Origin of the sequence: Psychrobacter sp. T6-4, from assembly GCF_052258425.1 — a bacterium.
Taxonomy (GTDB): Bacteria; Pseudomonadota; Gammaproteobacteria; order Pseudomonadales; family Moraxellaceae; genus Psychrobacter.
In genome coordinates this window covers 127194-144253 of sequence record NZ_JBQQEZ010000004.1, presented here as the reverse complement: position 1 = coordinate 144253, position 17060 = coordinate 127194, and the positions used below count along the sequence as shown (strand labels likewise).

17 protein-coding genes are annotated in these 17060 nt (G+C 45.5%); 12 read left to right on the top strand and 5 right to left on the bottom strand.

What is annotated here, in order from left to right:
* The first annotated feature begins 64 nt into the window (after positions 1 to 64).
* The 4 genes from ACTXGE_RS04470 to ACTXGE_RS04455 all read left to right on the top strand — a co-directional run bounded on the left by ACTXGE_RS04470 (position 65) and on the right by ACTXGE_RS04455 (position 2566).
* A complete protein-coding gene (locus tag ACTXGE_RS04470) occupies positions 65 to 529 on the top strand; it encodes a molybdenum cofactor biosynthesis protein MoaE (protein WP_443542153.1) in 465 nt (154 codons plus the stop codon).
* Positions 522 to 1346, top strand: a complete 825-nt coding sequence (gene modA, locus ACTXGE_RS04465; RefSeq protein ID WP_443542098.1) for a molybdate ABC transporter substrate-binding protein — start codon at positions 522 to 524, stop codon at positions 1344 to 1346. The genes ACTXGE_RS04470 and modA overlap by 8 nt, the downstream gene beginning before the upstream one ends.
* Before the next feature lie 59 nt (positions 1347 to 1405).
* On the top strand, positions 1406 to 2110 hold the full coding sequence (gene modB / locus ACTXGE_RS04460; protein WP_443542151.1) for a molybdate ABC transporter permease subunit: 705 nt from the start codon (positions 1406 to 1408) through the stop codon (positions 2108 to 2110).
* A gap of 69 nt (positions 2111 to 2179) precedes the next feature.
* Positions 2180 to 2566 carry a tautomerase family protein gene (locus ACTXGE_RS04455; protein ID WP_435949419.1) on the top strand — a complete coding sequence of 129 codons (387 nt, stop codon included), beginning with the start codon at positions 2180 to 2182 and terminating at the stop codon, positions 2564 to 2566.
* A 25-nt stretch (positions 2567 to 2591) separates the two neighbouring features.
* Here ACTXGE_RS04455 and ACTXGE_RS04450 read toward each other — a convergent pair whose 3' ends face one another.
* Positions 2592 to 3257: a class I SAM-dependent methyltransferase gene (locus ACTXGE_RS04450; protein ID WP_443542095.1), complete on the bottom strand. Its 666-nt coding sequence runs from the start codon at positions 3255 to 3257 to the stop codon at positions 2592 to 2594.
* A 450-nt stretch (positions 3258 to 3707) separates the two neighbouring features.
* Here ACTXGE_RS04450 and gdhA point away from each other — a divergent pair, with 450 nt between their 5' ends.
* From gdhA to ACTXGE_RS04425, 5 genes are all read left to right on the top strand, one after another.
* A complete protein-coding gene (gdhA, locus tag ACTXGE_RS04445) occupies positions 3708 to 5054 on the top strand; it encodes an NADP-specific glutamate dehydrogenase (protein WP_443542093.1) in 1347 nt (448 codons plus the stop codon).
* A gap of 310 nt (positions 5055 to 5364) precedes the next feature.
* Positions 5365 to 7002, top strand: a complete 1638-nt coding sequence (locus ACTXGE_RS04440; RefSeq protein WP_443542091.1) for a glycosyltransferase family 2 protein — start codon at positions 5365 to 5367, stop codon at positions 7000 to 7002.
* Between the two features lie 44 nt (positions 7003 to 7046).
* Complete coding sequence (locus ACTXGE_RS04435; protein WP_443542090.1) at positions 7047 to 8282, top strand: glycosyltransferase; 1236 nt, start codon at positions 7047 to 7049, stop codon at positions 8280 to 8282.
* A gap of 16 nt (positions 8283 to 8298) precedes the next feature.
* On the top strand, positions 8299 to 9528 hold the full coding sequence (locus ACTXGE_RS04430) for a hypothetical protein (protein WP_443542088.1): 1230 nt from the start codon (positions 8299 to 8301) through the stop codon (positions 9526 to 9528).
* Between the two features lie 22 nt (positions 9529 to 9550).
* Positions 9551 to 10510: a glycosyltransferase family 2 protein gene (locus ACTXGE_RS04425; RefSeq protein ID WP_443542086.1), complete on the top strand. Its 960-nt coding sequence runs from the start codon at positions 9551 to 9553 to the stop codon at positions 10508 to 10510.
* 11 nt (positions 10511 to 10521) lie between these two features.
* Here ACTXGE_RS04425 and ACTXGE_RS04420 read toward each other — a convergent pair whose 3' ends face one another.
* A complete protein-coding gene (locus ACTXGE_RS04420; RefSeq protein ID WP_443542084.1) occupies positions 10522 to 11313 on the bottom strand; it encodes a hypothetical protein in 792 nt (263 codons plus the stop codon).
* Positions 11314 to 11776: 463 nt separating this feature from the next.
* Here ACTXGE_RS04420 and ACTXGE_RS04415 point away from each other — a divergent pair, with 463 nt between their 5' ends.
* The 3 genes from ACTXGE_RS04415 to ACTXGE_RS04405 are packed head-to-tail and all read left to right on the top strand — an operon-like array spanning position 11777 to position 14147.
* The gene (locus ACTXGE_RS04415; RefSeq protein WP_435949409.1) at positions 11777 to 12607 is read left to right on the top strand and encodes an amino acid ABC transporter substrate-binding protein; all 831 of its coding nucleotides are present in this window, start codon (positions 11777 to 11779) and stop codon (positions 12605 to 12607) included.
* Complete coding sequence (locus ACTXGE_RS04410) at positions 12607 to 13344, top strand: amino acid ABC transporter permease (RefSeq protein ID WP_317198707.1); 738 nt, start codon at positions 12607 to 12609, stop codon at positions 13342 to 13344. The genes ACTXGE_RS04415 and ACTXGE_RS04410 overlap by 1 nt, the downstream gene beginning before the upstream one ends.
* Positions 13345 to 13403: 59 nt before the next feature.
* A complete protein-coding gene (locus tag ACTXGE_RS04405; RefSeq protein ID WP_435949407.1) occupies positions 13404 to 14147 on the top strand; it encodes an amino acid ABC transporter ATP-binding protein in 744 nt (247 codons plus the stop codon).
* A 90-nt stretch (positions 14148 to 14237) separates the two neighbouring features.
* Here the strand turns inward: ACTXGE_RS04405 and ACTXGE_RS04400 are convergent, their stop codons facing one another.
* From ACTXGE_RS04400 to ACTXGE_RS04390, 3 genes are all read right to left on the bottom strand, one after another.
* Complete coding sequence (locus ACTXGE_RS04400; RefSeq protein WP_435949406.1) at positions 14238 to 15185, bottom strand: DMT family transporter; 948 nt, start codon at positions 15183 to 15185, stop codon at positions 14238 to 14240.
* A gap of 456 nt (positions 15186 to 15641) precedes the next feature.
* Entirely contained in the window at positions 15642 to 16208 is a 567-nt protein-coding gene (locus ACTXGE_RS04395) for an ureidoglycolate lyase (protein WP_435949405.1), read from the bottom strand.
* A gap of 14 nt (positions 16209 to 16222) precedes the next feature.
* Positions 16223 to 17059 carry a bifunctional allantoicase/(S)-ureidoglycine aminohydrolase gene (locus tag ACTXGE_RS04390; RefSeq protein WP_435949404.1) on the bottom strand — a complete coding sequence of 279 codons (837 nt, stop codon included), beginning with the start codon at positions 17057 to 17059 and terminating at the stop codon, positions 16223 to 16225.
* Between the last annotated feature and the right edge of the window lies 1 nt (position 17060).

Genomic DNA, 17060 nt, shown 5'->3' with positions numbered 1-17060 from the left:
CGAGATAATCAGCAGAAACAACAAGTAGAGATAACCTATGACAGACAACGTCCACAGCCACTCCATGACCATTAAGCGTAGCGTTGATGAGGTCTATGCTATTGCCCAGCGCGATGGCTTTGCATTATTAGATATCGCCATTGACGAAAACCGACTTAAAAATACCTTGGATGATGATCGCTGCGGCGCCTTTGCCTGCTTTGAAGGTCGCGTGCGCAATCATAACAACGCTAGCAGCGTTGAGCGCTTAACCTACTACGGTTATGAAGACTTAGCGCTGAATCAAGGTCGCGCCATTATCGAGGAGGCCAAAAAACGTTTTGAGATCACTCATGCTATTGCCATCCACCGTATCGGCGCATTAGAGATTGGCGATGTCGCGGTATGGGTTGGGGTGGTTTCTGCGCATCGTTATCCTGCATTCGATGCTTGCCGCTGGATACTCGATACTATTAAGGCTGATATTCCCGTTTGGAAGCAAGAGTATTACGAGGACGCGCCCTCTAAGTGGCTTAGCAACAATGGTTAGGGTCACAGCGCTTTTGTGCGCAAGTGCCTGTTTACTATTAACTGCTTGCACACGCGAGAGTGCTTCAGATACCGCCTCTGCCAACCATGAGTCGGAGCAGTTGCAGACGCTACGTATTGCAGCGGCTGCCAATCTGTCTGATGTCCTGCCCGATATTATTGATGGCTATCAGTCAACGAACGAGTTGTCCAAGACAAGTATAGAAGTCACGTATGCCTCCTCTGGCAAACTATATGCGCAGATAATAGTAGGCGCGCCCTACGATATATTCTTATCGGCCAATCAAGAATTCCCTGCTAAGCTTGCTAACAATAGCGCACAAAACAAACAAGCTCATCACCCTTTTACCTATACGCAAGGTCAGCTAGCACTATATAGCGTCACCAAACCTTTGGATGAATTCAATCCAAAAGCGCTGACTGATATATTAATAAGCGACAGCAGTAGCAAGATCGCTATTGCTAGTCCTGAGCTTGCCCCTTATGGCGCGTCGGCTAAATCCTACTTGCAGGCGCAAAATTTATATAACCCTTTAGTGCAGCAAAAGCGATTAATACAAGCAGAAAATATCGGGCAGGCGTTCCAATATGCCCATACAGGCAGTGTCGTTTATGGCTTTGTCGCGCAATCTCAAATTATTGCTATTGATGCTAAACCTGAGCAGTTTGTTACCTTAGCGCATGAGTCTTATCCAGCTATTTTACAAGATGGTATTATCATCAGCGATAAACCTGCTACTATAGATTTTACGAACTATTTGCGCTCAGCCGCAGGGCAGCGGTACTTCTCGCAAGCCGGATATCTTGCGGTTCGATAGTAATCTCTTAAATATAATAAACCTTATACCATTAGTAATGAGCCATGAGAAATGACATCATGATAGATCCATCGCTTATGTCAGACATGCTCAGTCCCTTCTTAGTCAGCCTCAAACTTGCTACGGTTACTACGATATGTCTACTGCTTTTTGCTACGCCTGTGGCCTACTGGCTAGCCAAACCCAGTCGCGGACCTAATATTGCGCGGATAAAGGTAATACTGATGGGCGTTATCGCTATGCCGCTGGTCTTACCGCCCACTGTGATTGGATTTTATTTACTACTTTTGCTAAGTCCTAGCGCTGGTATCGGTCACTATCTTTTGGAGCATAATATCAGCCCGCTGATCTTTACCTTTGAAGGTCTGGTAATTGGCTCTATTATTTATTCCCTGCCGTTTTATATTCAGCCCGTTTACGCACAGTTTTTACGCATTCCAAAAAGCGTAATGGAGATGGCGCAATTACTCGAGCCAAGTCGCCTAAGGCGTCTTATGACAGTGGCGCTCCCGCAAGCCAAGGTCGGTATTATTTTGGGTAGTTTAATTAGCTTTGCCCATACGATTGGCGAGTTTGGCGTGGTACTTATGATAGGCGGCAGTATCGCAGGCGAGACCAAGGTGGTATCTATCGCTATATACGAGCAAGTCGAAGCGCTCAATTATGACGCCGCGCATATGATGTCAGGCGTCCTGATTATTATGGGAATGGTCATGGTCGCGCTCATTGCGAGTGTGAGCCGTATCAATCAGCGAGGTAGATAAGACGTAATAGATGGTCGTAGATACAAAACGTATGAACGACTACAAGCAGTTAAGTCAAAGAGACAAAATATGATTATAGTGTACGGCATAAAAGAAAATCTTAATCCTATCAAAGCCCAATTATCAGAGGTCATTCATGGTTGCATGATGTCCGTCCTTGGGCTGCCAGAGGACAAGCGCGCGCAGCGTTTTATCCCTATGGACGCTGAGGACTTTTACTATCCGAGCGACCGCTCAGCCGCTTACACGGTTATTGAAATTAACATGATGGCAGGGCGTACGATTGCTACGCAAAAGGCGCTGATTAAAGCGTTATTTAAGCAGATTGAGTTAGAGCTTGGAATAGCACCGATAGATATCGAGATCACGATAAAAGAGCAGCCCGCGCACTGCTGGGGATTTCGCGGTATCACAGGTGACGAGGCGCGCGATTTGAGTTATAAAATTACCGTGTGATCTTTATAGGTCAATGGCATGACAGCTAAGACTCTCGCAAAAACGTCAAAATATGTCCTTTAAAAGGTAATTCTAAATAAGTGGTCTCTATCGGTTTGACGTGTTGACTACTAAAACCTGACGCGATCATTTTAGCCGTGAGTTTGTTCTTACGACCGCGCCCAGGATCAACAACGATGACTTCGCATTTGGGTTTAGAATGACGGTTGATAAAACCTGCTAGTATATCGATATGCTGATCTTCATAAAGCAAATCACTACCGATAATCATATCAAACTGACCAAGATGACTATTATCCCCAGCCCAGTCTAAGCGCTCAAAATGAATGGCTTTGCTATTATTGAGCAGCGTATTGCGATCAAGAAAATACTCAACCGCCGGATGATAGTCAGTCGCTGTGATATCAGCATGACGATGATTGAGCAGCAGACTTGATAACGCCATGCCGCAGCCAATCTCCAAAATACGCTTGCCTACGATATTATAATCAAGCATATGGTTGGCAAGTACCAAGCTTGAGGGCCATATCACTCCGAACATCGGCCAAGACGCCGAGCAAATGCCCAAATCAAGCGCCTCATCGTTAGGATCACTAAACTCTTGATTGTCACGTAAGGTGCAAATATGGATATCAGTACTACCGATCTCTATGGTTTGATAACGCACACGCACAGGAGTCGTTGAGGTCATAAACCCTCCAAAAACAGAAGCAAAAGTGCAGAGTCTGGCAAAGGTGCCACTATAAAGGGAGTGTATTGTCAGAACGAAAGCTGACATATAAAAAGATGTGTTTTAAAAGGACTGTATAGGTAGTAAAGGTTTAAGGGATACAAGTATAAGGGATTAGTGCGACACATAGTGTTACTTCTCAGGGTAGTAATGCTACGCAATCACTTGTGATATCTGACATAGCGAATGTAAATTTGCCTATAGATTCCAGTTATGATGATATTTACTAGACTTATACTGGCAAAAAATGATATATACATATGTTGTTAGTTGGCATTTGTTCTAAGCTTAAAAAGTATAACGACTTCAATCCTGTAGTTAGTCGTTAATACGCTGATCAGTCAGAACACCTCTGCTTATAAGCAAAATTGCGCTAATAAATATCATAATCTCTACCATTAAGGATCTTATATGAGTATCTCTCAGGCTATCGAAAAAGTCGAAGCACGCTACGCCCATCAACCTGAATTTGTACAAGCGGTAAAAGAAGTTGCTCTGACTATCGCGCCTTTATACGACGCTCATCCTGAGTATAAAAAAAATAAAATATTTGAGCGCTTAGTTGAGCCTGATCGCATTATTGCTTTTCGTATCAACTGGGAAAACGACAAAGGCGAGGTGCAAGTCAATCGCGGCTGGCGAGTACAGTTCAGTAACGCTCTAGGCCCGTACAAAGGCGGCGTAAGGTTTCACCCTTCGGTCAATCAATCAATCCTAAAGTTTTTGGGTTTTGAGCAGATATTCAAAAATGCATTGACCAGTCTGCCTATGGGCGGTGGTAAAGGCGGTTCTGACTTTGATCCTAAGGGTAAAACGGATAACGATATTCGCCGTTTTTGCTATGCTTTTATGCGCGAATTACATCACTACGTCGGTAAAGACGTTGACGTACCGGCGGGCGATATCGGCGTAGGTAGCCGCGAAGTCAGCTACATGTTTGCTATGTACAAAAACTTGACTCATGAGCATGGCGGCGTGTTGACGGGTAAAGGCGTGGGTTTTGGTGGCAGTCTTGTGCGTACAGAGGCTACAGGGTATGGCGCGGTTTACTTTTTAGAGAACATGATGGCTGCCCAGAACGACAATATAAAAGGTAAAAAGGTGCTGATATCAGGGGCAGGCAACGTATCCTTACACGCGGCTGAAAAAGTCTTTATGCTCGGCGGTGTACCGATTACCGTTTCTGATTCAAAAGGAACCTTATATGACGAAGCAGGCCTTGATCAACAAAAAATCGATTGGCTCAAAAAGCAAAAAGATCAAAACAAGCCACTAGCGGACTATGTTGATGTCTATGGCGGCGAGTGGTTTGCCGAGCAAAAGCCTTGGCAGTTTAAAGGGGACATCGCTATACCGTCGGCCACACAAAACGAAGTCAACGAAGACGACGCCAAACTGCTGGTTGAGAACGGCATAAAATACGTCGTTGAAGGCGCAAACATGCCTCTAACGGCTAAAGCGGTCGATTATATCTGTCTGCATCGTGTGCATTTTGCACCAGGTAAAGCGGCAAATGCGGGCGGGGTAGCGGTCTCTGCGCTTGAGATGTCACAAAACTCAGTACGTCAGTACAAAAGCTTTGATCAAATTGATGAGCGCTTAAAGCTTATTATGAAAAACATCCATGATAGTGCCGCTGACGCGTCACAAAAATACAACCAGACTGAAGATGGTTATATTGATTATGTGGCAGGGGCTAATATCGTCGGTTTTAAACGCGTTGCTGATGCCTTATGTGCTTATGGCATCTTAAACTAAGTAAGATACACCCCACTCAAAACTACACGAGCGTCTACCTATATAGGTAGGCGTTTTTTTTGTTTAAGATTATTTTGATAGCTTATTTTGATACTTGGTCACAAGACGCTTGCTAAAGTTTTTTAGAGCGCAAGTACCTAATTTAAAACTACTTTTACACTTCTTACCCAGCGTTACATTTATTCGAAATTATAGACATACCCTCTATAATTATCTAAAGACATTGAAGTTATTATTGATTTACTTTCAACTTTAACGACATTTTTAGATATCTAAAAGGTATCGAACGGGCGGCTAGGGATATAATAAGATGATAAGCAAGGAGTTTGATAACAATCAAAGCATGCTCAAGGTACTAAGTGAATTTGTCATAGATAGTACTGACAATCAGCCTATTTTCAAAAAATCAAATGGCTTTATGGATGTCAATACAGAGCTGTATGATACCAGCGCAAAAGACAATAGAGCCTCATCTAATAATTATACCTCGCAAACTGATGCTACTATATCTCTTAGTTTTCAGCTTATTATCCGCGCTGAACCTACCGCTTTAGTCCTTGCTACTATCCGCTCACTTATTGCTATCAAACACTCCAATGATGAGATTATCATCATCGACAATAACCACACGCAAACGGAGCTATACGAGCCTTTATCTCACTATTGCGACGCGCTTGATGACGCGTTAAACGTCCACTTTTATCATATCGACGCCGTAGAGGGTTTTAAAGCGGGCGCACTCAATCTAGCACTAGGTCTTATGGATCCTAAGTGTAGCCACATTGTAGTTGTAGATAGTGATTATCAAGCATTGCCTAAGGCAAGAGACGCGATTGTCACGGCTATTGCCGCCCATCCTGATCATGCACTATTACAGTTTCCGCAGTTCTATCGAGACGCAGGACGTGCTGATATTCATAGCGAGCTTAACCATTACTTTAACTATCATCTGTATAGAGCGTTCAATCGTACGCGAGCTTTATCAACAGGAACTTATGCGGTCATCCGTCGCCGCGCTCTGTTAGATATGGGTGGCTGGTCAGGTGCGTCAATCACCGAGGACGCGCAGATGGGTGTTCTGATGCACCGCACAGGCTTACGTAGTCGTTTTATTCCTAACGTTATTGCAACGGGTTTATTACCCAATACGTTTTGCGACTTGATCGGGCAACGTCAGCGCTGGATTTATGGTAATGCACAAGTACTCAATACTTACTTTACCGCGCCTACCTTACAAAAGCCTACCCACGAGCGCTTGAGCTACTTACGAGCTCATTTATCGCAGCTGAGCGCTTGGATCAATTTTACGGGTGTTTTTATACTACTGCATATCTGTACGCTGCTAGTGATTTCAGCGTTATTACTAACAAACATAAGCGCAAACATAGCTGCACTACTGACGCCGCTGTATGTCGTGTATGCCGCTTATGGCGTTTTTTTGCTAAGACGCCTATGGGCTTATCTACAAGACTCATCTCCATTAAATAAACAGGTGAATAAGCACTATGCGCCAACACTGAGTAAAAAGTTGCGAGCTTGGGCGCTACATTTAAATTTTTGGGAAATTGGTGCACTGTCTTGGCTTCCTGTGCTTTGGGGACGGGATAAACCTTTTGTTTGTACGCCCAAACAAGATATCGCTCGTACTAAGCAAACGGTACTAGGCGATAATATAAGAGCGCTACCAAAGCTGATCATCATGCTAAATATCGTCACGCTAGCCCTAGTATCGCCATTGTCAGTCTTGTACTCGCCCGTGTTATTTGTCAGTGCACTAATCATTATAGCGATTAAGCTGTGGTCAGCTAAAGTCGCTTTTGACAATTATGCTTATAGTGATGTCAGCAAACCTTTAACGATGAGCAGCACTGTACCTGCTAAAGCATCAAGCCATGTAAATAACTCCATTTCTGCTACGTTTAATAGTAAGAAACTACAGGATTCTTAACGCTACAACCCACCCTTTTATAGTGATAGATTGACGGACATCCCATGCGCACGATTACTGACGATATAAGCGTTACCACAGGCAAGCCATATTCCCCAACTTATACTCATGACATAGCAAATGGGTCATCAAAACCACTGCGTATCGCTATTATCGCGCATTCTTTATATCCCATCGCGCAGCCGTACGCGGGCGGTCTTGAGATGATTACCGAGCTTATCTGTAATGAGTTGGTCGCTCAAGGACATGACGTGTTGCTCTATGCGCACGCTGATAGTCAAACCGATGCGACGCTAGTGTCCTTTATGACGCGTACGCAGTTTGAGGCACTGGTCTATGATAACGAACATGACTCGGTCGGTATGAGCCGTGAGGAGCTATATCAGTATCTGGTCTATCAGCACGCTATGCGCGATATCATCAGCCGTGATGAACAAGGAGAGATCGATGTGGTGCACAATCACAGCTTACATCACATACCGATGATGATAGGTCAGGCGTTTGGTGCACGTTTTTTTACTACCTTTCATACACCGATTTTCCCGCAACTGCGTTTGGCACTATTGACCCTACGCCATGGCACGCACACCCAGTTCACCGCAATCAGCGCTCATCAGCAGCAGCTATTTGCTGAGTTTGTACCCTCGCACGTGGTCTATAACGGTATCGATGTACAGTCATTTGCAGCCAATACAGACCCAATAAAAGATGAGGTGTACTTTTGGTACGGGCGTATCTGTATTGAAAAAGGTACGCATCTAGCAATGGAGTACTGTAAAGCGGCTGGCAAGCGCCTGATCATTGCAGGGCCTAAGAGTAACGAAGAGTATTTTGATAAGTACGTTGCGCCGCTACTAGAAGAGGATAGAGATGACGGCACGCCAGCATTATTTAATTACGTCGGTCATTTGAGTAAAGCGCAAATCAATGAGCGTTTAAGTCACGTCACCGCCATGCTGTTTACTAGCACTTGGGATGAGCCTTATGGTTTGACCCTAGCTGAGAGTTTGGCTTGCGGCACGCCTGTCATTGGCTTTGATGTTGGTGCAAGTAGCGAGATTGTCACAGCTGATACTGGCATTATCGTACCTAAAAAGGATAAACACGCTTTTATTCAGGCTTTTGATGATATTCAAGATATTTCTCGCGCGGCATGTCGCCTACGTGCTGAGCAGTTCTGTTCGGTTGCAGCAATGGTCGATGGCTATCTAAGTTTATACGAGCACGCTGTAGAGAATATCAATATGAATGGTGCTCAGAGCCGAGCTGTATCGTTTTAGATTAGGATATCTTTTTATGCGTATTGGCTATTATGCTCACCATCATGGCTCAGGTCACAGCCGTCAAGCGGATAAGTTAGCGGCTCTACTACCTTTTGCATTGCGCTCGCAGATGACCGTATTTACCAGCTTGCCTAATGAGGGCTATCGTTTTGATGCTATAGCTGATGAGCAAATCGTACGTTTGAGCGCTGAGGATCAGCTGCCAGAGGATGTGCTACCGGGACGAGCTGGAGAGTATTGGCAGCCAAGTAGTTTGCATTATTCACCGGTAGGTAATAAAAACATTCAAACACGCAGTTGGCAGCTGCTTGACGAGATACGCAAGCGCCAGATTGATCTGATGATTATTGATGTCAGCGCCGAAGTCGCTATGCTGTGCCGCGCCGCTAGCGTGCCATATTTATATGTGAGACTAGCAGGCGAGCGTGATGATGAACCACACTTAAATGCCTTTGCTGGCGCGCTTGGGTTACTGGCGCCTTATCCAAAGACACTAGAAGCAGCAGCGACGCCAGACTGGGTACGGCAAAAAACGCTATATCTGAATTTTATGCCCAATAAGACGGATGAGCCGTTATCATTTACTGCATTTATAGATAAGCTAATGACGCTGACCTCAGATGATACGCTTTATAAGCGATTGTCCTCTGTAGATATCATCAATAAAGGGTCTGAGATGACTTTTGTAACGGTGATCAAAGGGTACGGTGGGCATGAGGCAATTGATGCTAAATTGCCAGAGCTGCGCCGCGTGTTACCAAACGCGTTGATTATATCGCTTGGACCTATCGGTGACGACATGCGCGGTTATGTTGATATCGCCGCTCACGTCGAGGATGTAACGCCTTTTATTACTTATAGTGATTGGCTAGTGATGGCCTGTGGCTTAAACGGTATTGCACAAGTCTATGATTGTGCAACGCCGCTTGTGGTATTGCCCGACGCGCGCCCGCATCGTGAACAAGAAGTGATGGCAGAGGCGCTTATTGAACAAGGACGCGCACTAAGTTGGTCGCAGTTTATCGCTCAAACGACAACGTCAGAGCATCAAGATCCGCCATCTTACTTGAATAAATTAGCAAGTACTGAGTCAATCAATAAAGACAGGGATACTGTGATAAGCACTCAAACTAACACGCCTGCGCACAGATTTATGGATAGCGTCGCTAACTATAATCTTGTCAAAACTTGGTTTGAAGACTGGCTATTGCCTCAATTTGATATAAAACCTAAACAATCTTAAAAGCATAAGAGTATAGAGAGTTATGACAATCAAAGCGCAAGACGCCGATCACAACACAATTGCTGTCACTGTACCTTTGAGTGTCATCACTACATGCTATGGGCGCAACCAGCACTTATACAACTTACTTAGTAGCTTAGCGCAGGGTAGCGCGCGCCCAAGCGAAGTCATCATCGTTAATGATGATGCCGAACCTGCACGCCTTGCAGAGCACGATCTAAACATCGTCAAAATTCCAACGACTGAGAATGGGTTGGCAAGTAATGCGTCGTTCGATATTGGTCGTAATCGTAATCTTGGCGCGGCGCGGGCCGCATATGAGGCTATGATATTCTTGGATGTCGATTGTATCGTCACGCCCACTTTTATTGCGCAGCTATATAATAAACTACAAGCACATCCCGACGCCCTGTTGATGGGTCAGCCGCGCTACTTAACGCGCCCTTTGAGGGATGATGAAGGTAGTCAGCTCCAACAAGGGAAATTATCAGCCGATTTTTTAGATAAGCTGTCGGTATTTAATCCTTATCGGGATAACTTTGATCTACAGCAAGATACGACTATCAAGCAGACGCAAGATTATGGCGCATTTTGGAGTCTTTGCTTTGCGATTATGCGCCCTCAGTTTGAGCAGATTGGTGGTTTTGATACCGATTATGTTGGTTATGGCGCTGAGGATACTGATTTTGCTTTTGTGGCGCGTACGCTGGGTATCGATTTTTATGTGACAAGTGATGTGATTTATCATCAGCAGCATAGTGTCTACCGGCCGCCGCTTAATCATTTGGACAGTATCGTTATCAATGCCAATCGCTTTTATGAGAAATGGCAGCACTGGCCGATGGGAGGCTGGCTTGGCGAGTTTGCGCAGTTGCAATTGATTGACTGGCAAGAGGCGCAAACTGCACCCATTTGTATCAAGCGCCAGCCAAGTTATGAGGAGATTACAGCGGCGCACTATCCAGATGCGCCTTATGTATAAGTCAGAATCAATCAATACTGGCGAATAATCTCGACCCCTTGCGGCGGCGCGGCAAGCTCTTGTCTCTCAAACGCCCAGTTATGACCTTCCCAAAAATGCGCAGTTTTGTCATCATTATTAAATCCCAGCATCACTATCGATATTGGCGTATCAGTATCTCGCTGCGGCTGTACCTCTAAGCACGCTGCCAACAGTAAACGATACAACAAAAACCCTGACGTTGGCCCGGACGAGTGAATGTCGGCAAAGATAGGATAGTCCTCGACGACGCTGTGCTGCTCTGATAGTACGCTACAGTGCGCTTCACTACGCAGCAGCTCATCAAGCTGACTTGGAATCTTGAGCACTCGCTTGGCAGTAATGGGATCATCGTTAGGTCTTGGGTCATCGCTTGGTGTTGGAAACTGATAGTGTGTATTACCAAACAAAACGCCAAGCGTCGCTTGCTGCGCCATATCGAGCATCGCTGTCAGATTGTTGCTGCGCGGCGGCAGACCAAAATGCAATAAGCTATCGCCATTTTGTCGAAAAAATAGAAGTTTTGGTAAATCCTTAGCGCTAGGATGATGCGCGAAAAACTGAGCATGGATAAAGTCATTAAACAAAACCAGCATATCTGTTGGCTGCAAAAGGGCTTGTAATTTGTCTTCGGTAATCGATGGATTGTTCGCCACTAAGATAATACGTTGTCGATCCAATAGCGCATCTTGTATCACAAAAGGCAAGGTTTGATAAGGAGAATAAAGAACATCTGCATAGTCATAATTGTTGTTTAGGGCTGCAGTTTGATACGTGTTTTGCATAGGTGGTGAGGGTCTCATCAAAGAAGAAGAAATTGGCTTACAACGCTGATGTATTATAGCTCTTGAGCATAAAAATAACTCGATTATATATGGACTCAGCGTGCAAATACTCATATGCCATATCTGCAAAAAAGTCATGTAAGTTATGCGTGCTAGTAGACAAGTCACGAAGGTAGATCTCAATTAAACGTTTGTAGAGACGACACCTAATCGGGCGCTAAAAATATGCCGCATAAAAATACGTAAAGTAAGGTTCATATTCTAAATAGGCATAAGCCTTGAAGCATTCAATGTTTGGGGCTGTTTTATGTATAAGGGATAATAACCAGATGTTTTTATAAAATGTTATACATATTGAAAAATACCCTTGCCGTCTTCAAATCAGTCCTCACCCGCTATAGCACGTATGTTATATTTGACAACATTGCTCATTCTTTATTCATTCCTCTTATAAGGACGCCTTATGAATCGTCGTACTCTTTTGGCCTTTGCCGCTAGCACCGTACTACTTGCCGCTTGTGGCCAATCAACCACCACTGATGCCGATACCACTACAGCAGATAGCACGGCCGGCTCCGATCTGCTGCAACGTATCAACAATGGCGGTACTATCAACGTCGGTACCGAAGGCACTTACCCGCCGTTTACTTATCACGATGAGAGCGGCGCGCTGACCGGTTACGATGTCGAAGTCACTCGCGCCGTCGCTGATAAACTGGGAGTCGATGTTGATTTTAAAGAAACTCAGTGGGATGCGATGCTGGCAGGTCTAGATTCAGAGCGCTTTGATATGGTTGCCAACCAAGTGAGTCTAACGACGCCTGAGCGCTTAGCTAAGTATGACAAGTCGCAAGCGTATAGCTGGTCAGGCGCGGTGGTCTTAGCCGCAACCGATGACAATCGCTATAGCTCATGGGAAAACTTAAAAGGGCTGCGTAGCGCGCAATCACTCAGTAGTAACTATGGCGAGCTTGCCGAGAATTACGGCGCTGAGGTGATACCTGTTGAAGGAATGGCACAAGCGATCCAACTGGTCAAGCAAGACCGCGCGGACTTTACGATGAATGATAATCTTGCGGTACTCGACTATCTCAAAAAATTCCCAGATAGTGATCTTGAGATCAAATTGGTGGCTCCCGCTAGTGAACAGACAGGTTCAGGTTTAGTACTGCTCAAAGGTGATGACGCCGTAGTCGCAAAGCTAGACGAAGCTATGGCAGCACTGGCAGCTGATGGGACGCTTACCAGACTCAGCCAAGAGTTTTTCGGTGCTGATATAAGCCAGCAAAAATAATGCTAGCGTCTATAACCTCAGTGCTCGCAGAATTGTTGGCACTCTTGCCCTTTATGGATGCGGCGCGGGCACAGATCGTTATTACCTCATTCTGGCCTATGCTCAAAGGCGGTATCTACTATTCGATACCGCTGGCGCTAATCTCCTTTGCAATCGGTATGGCTATTGCGTTGACGGTAGCACTCATTCGTATCGTGCCGCGCGCAGGCTGGGTTCACAAAATAGCTTATAGGCTCGCCCGCATCTACGTCTCTGCTATTCGCGGCACGCCGATGCTGGTACAGTTGTTTATCATCTTTTATGGTCTGCCAAGTATAGGGCTCAAACTTGATCCTTTTCCCTCGGCGATCATTGCTTTTTCACTCAATATCGGTGCTTATGCGTCAGAGACGGTGCGCGCCTCTATTTTGTCTATTCCAAAAGGGCAGTGGGAGGCAGGCTCAACGGTCGGGCTTACCTACCTGCAGACCTTTCGCCATGTGATACTACCGCAAGCGCTACGAGTGTCTGTACCGCCATTATCTAATACCTTTATTAGCCTCGTCAAAGACACCTCACTTGCCTCATTAGTACTAGTCACTGAGCTGTTTAAACAGGCGCAGATCATCACCGCGCGCAACTATGAGTTTATGCTGGTCTATACCGAAGCGGCGTTCATATATTGGGGTATTTGTCTGTTTTTAACCTTTATCCAAGGTAAGCTTGAGACGCGACTTGATCGTTACATCGCTAAGTAACGCTATGCTCAACTCGCACTCACTTCACTAGTATTTTCAATTTGTCAGCGGAAACGGTTATGATTCAAGTCAGCAATATTCACAAAGCTTTTGGCAGTAATCAAGTGCTCAAAGGCATCGATTTGACCATTCATAAAGGTCAAGTTGTGGTGATATTAGGGCCATCAGGGTCGGGAAAGACCACCTTTTTGCGTTGCCTAAATGCGCTTGAGATTCCAGACCAAGGCAGCATTAGCTTTGATGATGGTAGCTTGACAGTCGACTTTGCCACCAAGCCCAAAAAGAAAACTTTGCTCGCCTTGCAACGTAAAGCGGGTATGGTCTTTCAGTCTTATAATTTGTTCCCGCACAAAAGCGCGATTGAGAATCTCATGCTAGGGCCGACGGTAGTACAAGGACAAAGCAAGGCGCAAGCCCGTGATCAGGCTTTAGCATTACTTAAAAAGGTTGGGCTGTCAGATAAAGCCGATTTGTATCCGTTTCAATTATCTGGCGGTCAGCAGCAGCGCGTCGGTATCGCCCGTGCGCTTGCTATTGAGCCATCGTTGCTCTTGTTCGATGAGCCCACCTCAGCGCTTGATCCCGAGCTGGTACAAGATGTGCTGGGCACGATGAAACAACTGGCCTCTGAAGGCTGGACGATGGTCGTTGTGACCCATGAGATTAATTTTGCGCGCGATGTCGCCGATCATGTGGTGCTTATTGAAGACGGTCATGTGGTCGAGGAGGGCAGCGCGCAGCAGTTATTTGAGCTATCCTCGCATCCGCGTACGCAGGCGTTTTTGCAGCGTATTGCTGAATAGTTCAGTTTTGAGCTTTAAGAAAAAGCCCCAACTTTGATAGCTAGTTGGGGCTTTTTTGTTTTTTGTAAAAGGCAAGTTTAAACCATAAACCTAAATCTTTTGCCGCCTTTTTAACCAACGCGGCACGCGCGTAGTCGTTCCATTTAATACAGCGTTCATCAAAGCGGCAAGTAAAATGAGTATCACGCCTATATATTGAATCCATGATAAGGATTGGTGCAATAGTAGGGTTGCAAGGACAATCGCTGTCAACGGCTCAAAGATAGTAAACACCGAAGCGCGGGTAGCAGGTAGCTTCTCAAGCGCTTTCATGTACAGAGCAAAAGGCACAACAGTTCCTAATAGAGATAACCCCAAAACGTAGCCCCAAGTCAGCACAGGCAAGGTGAATAACTTACCATAAGTGTGATAGGTCTGCGGGAGCAATAGCAGCACGCCGGCACTGATAATGATCGAGGTAAAAAACACCAAAGGGGCAGGATGCGCGTAGTGCATCGCGCGCTTGCCGAGTACGCCGTATAGCGAATAACACACGCCTGACAACAGCCCAAGTACAATGCCCCAATTGACTTGCGCCTGATCGCCTAACATCGTTAGACCCACGCCAAATACTGCCATGAGTGCCAGTAGAGCGGACTGCCGCGTAATAGATTCACTCAAAAACAGCGCTGAAAAGAGTAAGCTAAAAACAGGCGCGGTATAGAGAAGGGCAACGGCGGGACCGGCACCGACATAGATTACAGCAAAGAAATAGCATACTGACATGCCAAGCACACCAATCAAGGACTGCACTGCCAGTCCAAGCCACTGCTTTGGGCGCAATGTGATTAGGTGTGGCCATATTTTTGGTAGCATCACCAGGATAAGAAAAGCGGCGGTAACAATGCGCAAAATGGTAATTTGCCAACCACTAAAACCTAGCTGATTCAGATAGGTCGAAAATATCCCAAGCGTACCCCAGCAGATAGCTGCGGTTATGATTTGAATCGTCCCTATCCAGGATTGCCGCGCTGACATTGGGCTATCGATGTTAGCCATATCGCTCTCTTATTGTCTTATCATCACTATTTTTATAGGTTTAAGTCGCTCAAGATTTTTAGCAGACCTAAAGTAAATGTATTAAAATAAGAAAAGACAACCCAATTAAGGGCTGTCTTTTATATCAAAATGGTCACTAGCTACTACTTAACCAGGGCGTGTTGAACATTCAACCATGGCACTGCTGATCGCTAAAATGGTTCCAGACACGGCGCAAGTCGAAGATAATGTCTAGACCTTAGCTAGACTTGCAACACAGTATGGGGTAATTTTAGCATCAGCCTGAAAGGACAGGACTCTTTTTTGCCGCTCCTTTAATAAAAATAAACGCTTAGAATGACTAAACTTACTATTTTTATCTTGCTTCTAATTTAAGAGCAGCGACTAAAAAATAGTTTCTGTCAGTGCGTATTTGTGAATGTTCAACACGCCCTAATAGTTTAACCAAGCATAAAATCAAAACTTAGCTTGTTCTGAGCTTGGCGCGTTATTATCCGTCTGCTCGTCTTCAAGCGCTATAAATATTTGCCAATCCCCAATATCAAGCTCATGGCAATTATTACCTTCGCCATTGATACGATCAACCACCAAAAAGTTAGAATCACGCCCAAGCGCTAGCAGAGGATGATGCCAGACGTTAGGGTTGTATTGTACGCCTTGATGCGACTTGGCATAAAACACCGTCAAATCATCAGCAGACTTTGGTGGCGCGCCGGCTGGTGCGACGACTACAACATAGTCTTGAGCGTTCATAGAAAAAAACGCCTGCGTGCCAAATGGATGATACTCCATCACTGATAAAGCAATAGGAACATCGCGCTTTTTGGCACAAAATATACTCATACCGACAATGCCGCCATCGAGCTGACACTCAGCGATAGCATGATGACGTGTGGCATAACCGTTATTAATCACATAGCTGTTATCAGGCGTTTGCTGCTGGGCATCATACGGCTCAATAACGGTACCAAAGGGCGCAAATTCAACCTTAGTCAAAGGTTTTGCAACGATTGTAGTACTCATAAACTCCTCTTCCCTTAGCGTTCTGGGCGAATAAATGGCATATGTCTATTGACGTCTTTATAGAGTAAGTATCTAAAGGGTCCAGGGCCACCAGCGTAACAGGACTGCGGGCAGAACGCGCGTAGCCACATAAAGTCGCCCGCCTCAACTTCGACCCATTCAGCATTTAGATGATAGACGGCTTTACCTTCTAGCACATACAGACCATGCTCCATCACGTGCGTTTCATCAAATGGAATCACGCCGCCTGGCTGAAAGGTGACGATATTGACATGCATATCATGGCGCATATCAGATTGCTCAGTGAACCTTGTCGTCTTCCAAACGCCATCAGTACCTGGCATCTCGATACCGTCAACCTCATGGTCGCTGGTCACGAACGCTTCGGGCGCGTCGATACCGTCTACATACTGATACGCTTTACGTATCCAGTGAAATTTGACATGAGCGTCGCTATTGTTTTTAAGCGTCCAGTTGCATTTAGGCGGCAAAAAAGCATAGCCACCTGCTTGCATATGATGCGTCACGCCTTCAATAGTGACCTCCATCTCACCTTCTACAACGAACAATACGGCTTCAGCTTTGTCATCAAGCTCAGGTTTATCAGAGCCGCCATTTGGGGCAACCTCGACGATGTACTGCGAAAAAGTTTCAGAAAAACCTGTTAGCGGGCGGGCAATTACCCACATACGCATGCCTTCCCAAAACGGCAAGTAACTGATGACGATGTCGGTGAGGACGCGTTTGGGAATAATCGCATAGCTTTCTGTGAAGATAGCGCGATCAGATAGGAGCTGCGTTTGCGGAGGCAAGCCACCCGTTGGGGCGTAATAGGTACTCTTTGTTGACATG

Excerpts from the sequence above, each read along its gene's own strand:
- ACTXGE_RS04470 (WP_443542153.1), top strand. The coding sequence starts at position 65 with ATGACCATTAAGCGTAGCGTTGATGAGGTCTATGCTATTGCCCAGCGC.
- modA (WP_443542098.1), top strand. The coding sequence starts at position 522 with ATGGTTAGGGTCACAGCGCTTTTGTGCGCAAGTGCCTGTTTACTATTA.
- modB (WP_443542151.1), top strand. The coding sequence starts at position 1,406 with ATGATAGATCCATCGCTTATGTCAGACATGCTCAGTCCCTTCTTAGTC.
- ACTXGE_RS04455 (WP_435949419.1), top strand. The coding sequence starts at position 2,180 with ATGATTATAGTGTACGGCATAAAAGAAAATCTTAATCCTATCAAAGCC.
- ACTXGE_RS04450 (WP_443542095.1), bottom strand. The coding sequence starts at position 3,257 with ATGACCTCAACGACTCCTGTGCGTGTGCGTTATCAAACCATAGAGATC.
- gdhA (WP_443542093.1), top strand. The coding sequence starts at position 3,708 with ATGAGTATCTCTCAGGCTATCGAAAAAGTCGAAGCACGCTACGCCCAT.
- ACTXGE_RS04440 (WP_443542091.1), top strand. The coding sequence starts at position 5,365 with ATGATAAGCAAGGAGTTTGATAACAATCAAAGCATGCTCAAGGTACTA.
- ACTXGE_RS04435 (WP_443542090.1), top strand. The coding sequence starts at position 7,047 with ATGCGCACGATTACTGACGATATAAGCGTTACCACAGGCAAGCCATAT.
- ACTXGE_RS04430 (WP_443542088.1), top strand. The coding sequence starts at position 8,299 with ATGCGTATTGGCTATTATGCTCACCATCATGGCTCAGGTCACAGCCGT.
- ACTXGE_RS04425 (WP_443542086.1), top strand. The coding sequence starts at position 9,551 with ATGACAATCAAAGCGCAAGACGCCGATCACAACACAATTGCTGTCACT.
- ACTXGE_RS04420 (WP_443542084.1), bottom strand. The coding sequence starts at position 11,313 with ATGCAAAACACGTATCAAACTGCAGCCCTAAACAACAATTATGACTAT.
- ACTXGE_RS04415 (WP_435949409.1), top strand. The coding sequence starts at position 11,777 with ATGAATCGTCGTACTCTTTTGGCCTTTGCCGCTAGCACCGTACTACTT.
- ACTXGE_RS04410 (WP_317198707.1), top strand. The coding sequence starts at position 12,607 with ATGCTAGCGTCTATAACCTCAGTGCTCGCAGAATTGTTGGCACTCTTG.
- ACTXGE_RS04405 (WP_435949407.1), top strand. The coding sequence starts at position 13,404 with ATGATTCAAGTCAGCAATATTCACAAAGCTTTTGGCAGTAATCAAGTG.
- ACTXGE_RS04400 (WP_435949406.1), bottom strand. The coding sequence starts at position 15,185 with ATGGCTAACATCGATAGCCCAATGTCAGCGCGGCAATCCTGGATAGGG.
- ACTXGE_RS04395 (WP_435949405.1), bottom strand. The coding sequence starts at position 16,208 with ATGAGTACTACAATCGTTGCAAAACCTTTGACTAAGGTTGAATTTGCG.
- ACTXGE_RS04390 (WP_435949404.1), bottom strand. The coding sequence starts at position 17,059 with ATGTCAACAAAGAGTACCTATTACGCCCCAACGGGTGGCTTGCCTCCG.